The 8,095-nt window shown below is 48.3% G+C and carries 9 protein-coding genes; 2 read left to right on the top strand and 7 right to left on the bottom strand.

Annotated elements, in window-relative coordinates:
• Positions 1-8: 8 nt before the first annotated feature.
• The 4 genes from V7051_RS20425 to V7051_RS20440 all read right to left on the bottom strand — a co-directional run bounded on the left by V7051_RS20425 (position 9) and on the right by V7051_RS20440 (position 3,774).
• Positions 9-356 carry a hypothetical protein gene (locus V7051_RS20425; RefSeq protein WP_333878154.1) on the bottom strand — a complete coding sequence of 116 codons (348 nt, stop codon included), beginning with the start codon at positions 354-356 and terminating at the stop codon, positions 9-11.
• On the bottom strand, positions 356-1,453 hold the full coding sequence (gene nadA, locus V7051_RS20430; protein WP_333878156.1) for a quinolinate synthase NadA: 1,098 nt from the start codon (positions 1,451-1,453) through the stop codon (positions 356-358). The genes V7051_RS20425 and nadA overlap by 1 nt, the downstream gene beginning before the upstream one ends.
• 164 nt (positions 1,454-1,617) lie before the next feature.
• Positions 1,618-3,408, bottom strand: a complete 1,791-nt coding sequence (gene aspS, locus V7051_RS20435) for an aspartate--tRNA ligase (RefSeq protein WP_333878157.1) — start codon at positions 3,406-3,408, stop codon at positions 1,618-1,620.
• A gap of 90 nt (positions 3,409-3,498) precedes the next feature.
• Positions 3,499-3,774, bottom strand: coding sequence for an FmdB family zinc ribbon protein (locus V7051_RS20440; protein WP_333878159.1), 276 nt, complete (start codon positions 3,772-3,774; stop codon positions 3,499-3,501).
• A 106-nt stretch (positions 3,775-3,880) separates the two neighbouring features.
• On the opposite strand from V7051_RS20440, the gene pyrC reads away from it, so the two are divergent.
• The gene (gene pyrC / locus V7051_RS20445; RefSeq protein WP_333878161.1) at positions 3,881-4,912 is read left to right on the top strand and encodes a dihydroorotase; all 1,032 of its coding nucleotides are present in this window, start codon (positions 3,881-3,883) and stop codon (positions 4,910-4,912) included.
• 142 nt (positions 4,913-5,054) lie between these two features.
• Here pyrC and V7051_RS20450 read toward each other — a convergent pair whose 3' ends face one another.
• The gene (locus V7051_RS20450; RefSeq protein WP_333878163.1) at positions 5,055-5,816 is read right to left on the bottom strand and encodes an MlaA family lipoprotein; all 762 of its coding nucleotides are present in this window, start codon (positions 5,814-5,816) and stop codon (positions 5,055-5,057) included.
• 114 nt (positions 5,817-5,930) lie between these two features.
• Here V7051_RS20450 and rnt point away from each other — a divergent pair, with 114 nt between their 5' ends.
• On the top strand, positions 5,931-6,554 hold the full coding sequence (rnt, locus tag V7051_RS20455; protein WP_333878165.1) for a ribonuclease T: 624 nt from the start codon (positions 5,931-5,933) through the stop codon (positions 6,552-6,554).
• Positions 6,555-6,603: 49 nt separating this feature from the next.
• Here rnt and grxD read toward each other — a convergent pair whose 3' ends face one another.
• A complete protein-coding gene (grxD, locus tag V7051_RS20460; RefSeq protein ID WP_333878166.1) occupies positions 6,604-6,927 on the bottom strand; it encodes a Grx4 family monothiol glutaredoxin in 324 nt (107 codons plus the stop codon).
• Between the two features lie 177 nt (positions 6,928-7,104).
• Positions 7,105-8,025: an ankyrin repeat domain-containing protein gene (locus V7051_RS20465; RefSeq protein WP_333878168.1), complete on the bottom strand. Its 921-nt coding sequence runs from the start codon at positions 8,023-8,025 to the stop codon at positions 7,105-7,107.
• Between the last annotated feature and the right edge of the window lie 70 nt (positions 8,026-8,095).

Consider the following 8,095-nt stretch of genomic DNA (forward strand, 5'->3'; position numbering starts at 1 on the left):
TTACGGTTTTACTCAAAAAAACCATACAAATACATAACCTCATCTTCGCCTTCCAAGATGAATTTGACGTCATCATCGGAAATTTCAACATCCAGAGGATAAGGCTCGGCGGCATCCCCGAAATAATCGGACTTTATGGAAAACTCATCATCACTCTCTTTTATCAGAGTCACAGAGTAAATATCTTTGTCTTCATCTTGATCGATATTTCTTAAGGTAAAACTTATGTTATTACCGTCAGGCGCAACGACGGGGCTTTGCTCTGTTTGCTCATATTCGCAGGCTATGTCTTCATCGTCTTCGATGAAGACATAGGTCATCGAGAAATGCTTTAAGCGATTAAAATTGACTGTCATCACATGACTCCCAACATGTTATCCAACGCTTTCTTGGCATATTTGGCTACGTCCTCAGGCACTGAGATCCGGTTAACCACATGCCCTGCCGCCAGGTTTTCCAGCACCCAGGCCAGATGTTGCGGGTCGGTCCTGAACATGGTAGAGCACATGCACAGCGTAGGCGACATAAAATGGACATTTTTGCCTTGCGCTTTGCATTCTTCGTGCAGACGGTTGACCAGATTCAGTTCCGTCGCAACCAGCCAGCGGGTGTTGGGTTCTGCTTCGCGCACGGTTTTTAAGATGTATTCGGTAGAACCGATGTACTCCGATTTTTGGCAGACCTCAAACGAAGCTTCCGGGTGCGAAATGACTTTGGTTTCCGGAAAACGCTTAAGGAAATCATCAATATGTTCAGGTTTGAATACCTGATGCACCGAACAATAGCCGTTCCAGAGGATGATTTTGGCATTGCGGATTTGTTCCTCGGTCAAGCCGCCCATCGGTTTGGTAAAATCCCAGGTGACCATAGCTTCCAACGGGATACCCATCCGGTAACCGGTATTACGGCCCAGATGCTGATCGGGAAAAAACAGCACTTTGGATTTTTTGGCAAAACTCCATTCCAATATTTTTTGGGCATTGGACGAGGTACAGACGATACCGTCATGCTTGCCGCAAAATGATTTCAGGTCGGCCGCGGAATTGATGTAGGTTATCGGGGTGACTTCAGCTTCTGCATCGATCACTTGCGACAGTTCATCCCAGCATTTTTGCACCTTGATCAGGTTAGCCATATCGGCCATCGAACAGCCTGCCGCCATGTCCGGCAAGATCGAAATCTGTTCGGGACGGGACAGTATGTCGGCAACTTCGGCCATAAAATGCACACCGCAAAAAACGATATATTCGGCATCGGATTTCGCCGCATCTCGGGACAGTTTTAACGAGTCGCCGGAAAAATCGGCATGCTTGAACACTTCGTCGCGTTGATAATGATGCCCGAGCACCACGCAACGGCTGCCAAGCTTGGCTTTGGCGGCGATAATCCGGGCGTCGCATTCCTCATCGCTGAGTAAGGCGTAATCTTGAATCGGAAATGGGGTATTGGTCATAAAGGGTACTCCTCTGGAGAGGATATTTTGGGAGGATTTCATGTCACTGCTCATCAAATAGCAGGTAAATCCACAAAAAAACAACTAAAAAAATCTGTAAAAAATTATCGCCACGAAGACACGAAGGAATAAAACTTCGTGACTTCGTGGTAAATAAAAAGCTTTTAATCCTTAGCTTTTTCTTTTCCTGCGGGCCTAATCAAACGAATACCCAGCTCTTTCAATTGCTCATCGGTCACGACCGCTGGCGCGCTGACTAACGGACAAGCCGCCGATTGGGTTTTAGGGAAAGCTATCACGTCGCGAATAGACGTTGATCCTGTCATCAGCATGACCAGACGATCCAGACCGAACGCAAGACCGCCATGCGGAGGAGCGCCGTATTTCAATGCATCCAGCAGGAAGCCGAATTTTTCCCTGGCTTCGTCTTCGCCTATGCCTAAAATTTCAAGCACGGTTTGTTGCATAGCGGTGCGGTTGATACGGATCGAACCGCCGCCGACTTCGGTGCCGTTCAATACCAAATCGTAAGCGCGAGATAATGCTGAGCCAGGATTGGCTACCAACTCTTCAACCGAGCAACTTGGCGCGGTGAACGGGTGATGGATCGCGTTGTAGCGGTTGGTTTTCTCATCCCAATCGAACATCGGGAAGTCAACCACCCAAACCGGCTTCCATTCGCCTTCCAGCAGGTTAAGGTCGTGTCCTAACTTAACCCGCAATGCGCCCATAGCTTCATTAACGATGTTGGCTTTATCCGCACCGAAGAAAATCAAATCGCCGTTTTGCGCGCCGGTTTTAGCCAATACGCTGTCCCAAACTTCAGCAGGAGCGAATTTAACGATAGGCGATTGCAAGCCGTCGACGCCGGCGGGCAAGTCGTTGACTTTGATATAAGCCAAACCTCTTGCGCCGTAAATGCTGACATACTTGGTCAACGCATCGATGTCTTTACGGCTTAATTCGCCGCCATTCGGTACGCGCATCGCAACGACGCGGCCTTTCGGGTCATTGGCCGGTGCGGAAAAAACTTGGAAATCGACGTTTTTCATGTCCTCGGCAATATCGACCAATTCCAGCGGAATCCGCAAATCGGGACGATCGATACCGTAACGCGATATCGCTTCCTGATGGGTCATGCGCGGGAATTTGTCGCCCAGGTTCACGCCGATCACTTTGATGAACAACTGGCGGATCATTTCCTCCATGATGTGCATGATTTCGTTTTCATCCATGAACGAGGTTTCGATATCGAGCTGGGTGAATTCGGGCTGACGGTCGGCACGCAAGTCTTCATCGCGGAAACAGCGCACAACTTGATAATAGCGATCCATACCCGCGACCATCAATATTTGTTTATATAATTGCGGCGATTGCGGCAGCGCGAAAAATGAGTTTTCGTGGGTACGGCTCGGCACGATGTAATCGCGCGCGCCTTCGGGTGTCGCTTTGGTCAGGTAAGGCGTTTCGATCTCGAAAAATTCGTTGTCGTCGAGGAAGTTTCTTAATACCCGCGTCACATCGCGGCGCACTTTCATCTTTTCCTGCATCTCGGTGCGACGCAAGTCGATATAACGATAGCGCAAACGCAGCTCTTCGTTGACCTCGATATCGCTTTCAACCGGGAACGGCGGGGTTTCCGATTCGTTCAGTACGACAATATTTTTAGCCAGTATCTCAATCGCGCCGGAATGCATATTGGCGTTAACCGTGCCTGCGGGACGGTCGCGAACCAGTCCGGTAATTTGTAATACATATTCACTGCGGACGCTTTCAGCCGTCGCAAAAGTTTCGGCCACGTCGGGATCAACCACAACTTGCACCAATCCGGCCCGGTCTCTCAGATCGATAAAAATAACGCCGCCGTGGTCTCTGCGTCTATGTACCCAACCGCAGATTGAAACCGTTTCGCCTAGCTGTTGTGTGTTTAATTCTCCGCACTTGTGAGTACGCATAAATTTTCCCTGTTGATTTAAATTAAAGATGTGTAAGTTAAGACTCAAGGCGCAAGCTGAGAATAGCCTTTCGCCCTGAGCCTTTTTTTGTTAATGGCTTTTGGTACAGCCGCCGCCTGGACAGCTGCCGGAAGACGGTGTAGACGTGGAACAACTCGCCTCACCCGCTACATTTTTCTTGGCGCCGCTTTTAAAATCAGTTTCGTACCAGCCGCTGCCTTTTAATCTGAATCCGGCCGCAGAAATTTTTTTCATTAACTCCGGCTTGTTACAGGCTGGACAGGTCACTAGAGGCTCAGCGCTGAGTTTTTGTAAAGCTTCATGCTCATGGCCGCATGACTGACATTGGTACTCGTATATTGGCATTTACCGCTCCGATAACAAAAATAATAACCACGATAAGTGCTGTGTTTAATTTTTCAAGGCACTTACTATAGAATAGCCGCCTATTTTACAGAATTTACCTCCGATAATGAAAACATTAACCATCACAAAACCGGATGACTGGCATTTACACGTCAGAACAGGCGCGGTTTTACAAACTGTTCTGCCGCATACCGCCAGGCAATTTGCCCGCGCCATCATCATGCCCAACCTCAAACCGCCTGTTACGACGGTGGCTCAGGCCTTGGCTTATCGGGAAGAAATTCTGCAAGCGGTTCCGGAAGGTCTTGATTTTACGCCGCTGATGACGCTTTACCTAACCGGTTCGACGACCGTGGATGAAATCAAAAAAGCCGCCGAATCCGAACATATCCACGCCTTTAAACTTTATCCGGCAGGCGCCACCACCAACTCCGATTCCGGCGTTGCCGATATCAAGGCTGTTTATCCGTTACTGTCGGCAATGGAACAGCTGGATATCCCGTTACTGATCCATGGCGAAGTCACCGATGATGCCTGCGATATTTTCGACCGGGAACGGGTGTTTATCGATACTTGCCTAACCGACATCGCCAATAACTTCTCCGGCTTGCGCATTGTGGTCGAACATGTGACCACGACCGAAGCCGTGCAGTTTGTACAAGATTCCGGCTCTAATATTGCCGCAACCATCACCCCGCAACATTTGCTGTTTAACCGCAATGCAATTCTGGCGGGCGGCATCAGGCCACATCACTACTGCTTGCCGATTATCAAGCGCGAATCGCATCGCTTGGCATTAGTTAAAGCCGCAACCAGCGGCAACCCGAAATTCTTTCTGGGTACGGACAGCGCGCCACACCTGACTTCATTAAAAGAAACCGCCTGCGGCTGTGCAGGCTGTTACAGCGCTCATGCGGCATTGGAACTCTACGCGGAAGCATTTGAACGGGTAGATGCACTAGACAAACTGGAAGGTTTCGCCAGTTTTTACGGCGCCGATTTTTACCGGCTACCCAGAAATTCAGGGTCAGTCACGCTGGAAAAAATCGCCTGGAAAGTACCATCCGTTTACGGACAAAATGACCTATCCATTACGCCGCTGAAGGCGACTGAAGAGTTGAGCTGGAAGTTGCGGTAACCCGCAAAAGACACATAGCGTGGACCTGCCGCACAAGGCTAGAGGAAGTGTCTATGTTAATCCCGGCCTGAACAAAAGGCACACCCCGTGCGCGCCCTACTTTTTAAGATAACAACGTGTTTTCCCGCTTTTTCACCTTACTTTAATAGGGCTTAACCGGAGCCGAGTTATCGTTATTCATTTCTTCATCAATATCCAGTAGATCCGATCCTTCCGGCATATTGCCATCGTGAATCAGATACTCACGCTGTTGAAAATAAGCACTTTTAAAAAACGCATACCGGTCTACAGCCGCTTCCGTCGCCACTTTTACATTAGTCAAATTATCTGCTCTCAGATCAACGGCATTCAACCCAAACAGTGAACCGCTAATAACACCGCTGTCAAGATAGCTAATAGGATTCATCGCCGCGTCGCCAATCAATCCACCGACGCCGCGGGGAGAACTTGACCCGAAAAACGGCAACACCAGGTAAGGACCGGAAGGCACACCCCAAACACCCATTGTTTGGTCAAAGTCTTCATTATGTTTAGGCAAATCTATCATCGCCGCGACATCGACAAAACCGGCAACACCGGCCGTAGTATTGACAATAAAACGCGCACCATCCATGCCTGTTTGCGATATCTTGCACTGGAACAGATCATTAATGGTTACGCCGATGTCATTAATATTGCTAAAAAAATTGGTTACGCCGCGATCAACGAATGAAGGCGTTATCCACTGATATCCCTTGGCGAGAGGCTTCATTGCATAATCATCAAATTTATCGTTAAACGTTTGGACGCCTCTATTCCAACTTTCGAACGGATCTTTGGGATCTCTCGCAGTCGTTGCACATCCTTCAAACATAACCAATAAAACAAGACATCCGAGTCGAGTAATCAGTTTTTTCTGTTGCATTACATCCTCTCCCCAACGCTATTATTTTCATTATGAGCAAATTTTCGCGTAACATACCATACGTCATCGCACTTATCCCCCATCATTTCGATACATCTTGGCATAACTCACAAAATGGATACACCTGTAATTCCCTTAGACAAACGTTTCCGAGGTTTTCTCCCGGTAGTCATCGACATTGAAACCGCCGGTTTTAATCCCAAAAAAAACGCATTACTGGAAATTGCCGCCGTGATTGTCGAGCTTAACAGCAACAGTGACTTGGAAATTACCGAACGTTACACAACACACGTCATTCCTTTTAAGAACTCCGAACTGGACGAAGCAGCCCTCAAGTTTAATAAAATTGATCCGCACCACCCGTTCCGGATGGCGATTGACGAGAAAGACGCGCTGCATATGCTGTTTAAGCCCATAAAAGAGGCCGTCAAACGCAACAATTGCACCCGAGCCATTTTGGTGGGTCACAACCCGGCTTTTGACATCGGCTTCTTGAATGCCGCGATTCAACGAACTCAAATAAAACGCAGTCCTTTTCATCCGTTCAGCACCTTCGATACCGCGACATTGGGAGGATTGGTCTATCAACAGACCGTACTGGCGAAAATGGCCCAAGCAGCCGGATTAGACTGGGATAACGAGAAAGCACACTCGGCGCTTTATGACGCCGAAAAAACAGCCGAACTGTTCTGTATGATAGTCAACCGCTGGAAACAGCTGGAATCCCTCGATAATTGATAATAAAACCGGCACACGGATGACGCTAGTGTCATCCGTGTGCCATTAATTATTCTTCTATCGCATCAACAGCGGCCAGCATCTTTGCCAACTCACCTTTCTGGTACAGGTCGATAACGATATCGCAACCGCCGACCAGCTCACCGCCGATATAAAGTTGGGGATAAGTCGGCCAGTGCGAATATTCTTTAAGCGCCTCACGCAGTTCAGGATCCTCAAAAATATTAACGTACATAAATTTGGCATGGCAAGCTCCCAATACTTGCACCGTCTGGCCGGAAAAGCCGCATTGAGGAAAATCCGGTGACCCTTTCATGTATAAAACAACCTGATTATTTTCAATCTGGTCTTTAATTCTTTCTATAACGCTCATGCTGATAATCACCTAATAAATAAAGACCCAGTAATTTTATCTACTTTGTAATGATTAAAAAAGGAAATCTTGCAAACTCGCATATAACCAAGCATTTATTGTATTGTTTCCTGCTATCTGATGCCTGATGTTACGCAAAAAAGAAGTTCTGAACTCTCCCTAGTTGGTTATATTGCGTTACGGATTTTTTCCTTCAATTATCTTCAAGAAAATTTCCATCTGTTGCGCCTCAGCAGGTTTTTCCCAACCGCTTGCAGTACGCGGCGCTGCTTGAATCAGTCGATAAATTTCCTTGGTATCTTCCGTTCCCTTCGTCAAATTGGCCTCGGCAATATCAAAAATATTTCGCCCTCTATAGCGATGCATATCCACCGTGGCTCCATGATTGAGCAACAATTGCACCCGTTCCAGATTCATATCAAGCACAGCGCTGATCAATGCGGTGTTACCCTGAGGCGAAATATAATTTGGAGGTACACCGGCCTCAAGAAGTTCGCGCAGTGTGTCGGTATCGCTTAAATAGGAGGCCACCCAGACCCGCTCGGCTACTTCAACCTGACGATAGCGTTCAGGGGAGATTGCCGCAATCAGCAGACGTACTACTTCGGCTTTTTTCTTATATACCGCCATTGACAGGGGCGTGTAGTTATCGTTGTCAATATGCAAGGGATCGAGGCCATGCGCAAGCAGCACTTTAGCCACCTCTGTATGCCCGGAAGCTGCGGCCCAAGTCAGTGCAGTACTGCCTCTTGGATCGCTGACCGCAAGAGCGGCTGGCATTCGTTCACCGATGGCGGCCACCACGCGGGGCAGATCGGCCACAGTCGCCAGTATGACCAGCGGGTAATCGGCTTTCGGCTCCCCGCCGACGTAAGCTATTTTCACATGCGGCTCAGCCATGCGGCGAATTTCGTTCTCAGTCACCCTATCGTCCAATTTGGCGCCGTTTTCGATCAAACGAATCGCATCCGCTTCATCGCGCTTAAGCAGACTCTGGACAAGAGGAGAAAATGCAGCGAAACGAGCTTGCTCCCATTCACCATACCAAGGCCAGCGTTCGGCTGTATTGGCTTCCTCCGCGCGAAGCGTAAAAGCCACAAACAGCACCAAGGCAGCTAGTGTTTAATTGCATTAATAGCATTAGATATAGGTTATAGTTGGCGTTATG

The organism is Methylobacter sp. (assembly GCF_036845245.1).
In the GTDB taxonomy this organism is placed as follows: Bacteria; Pseudomonadota; Gammaproteobacteria; order Methylococcales; family Methylomonadaceae; genus Methylobacter_A.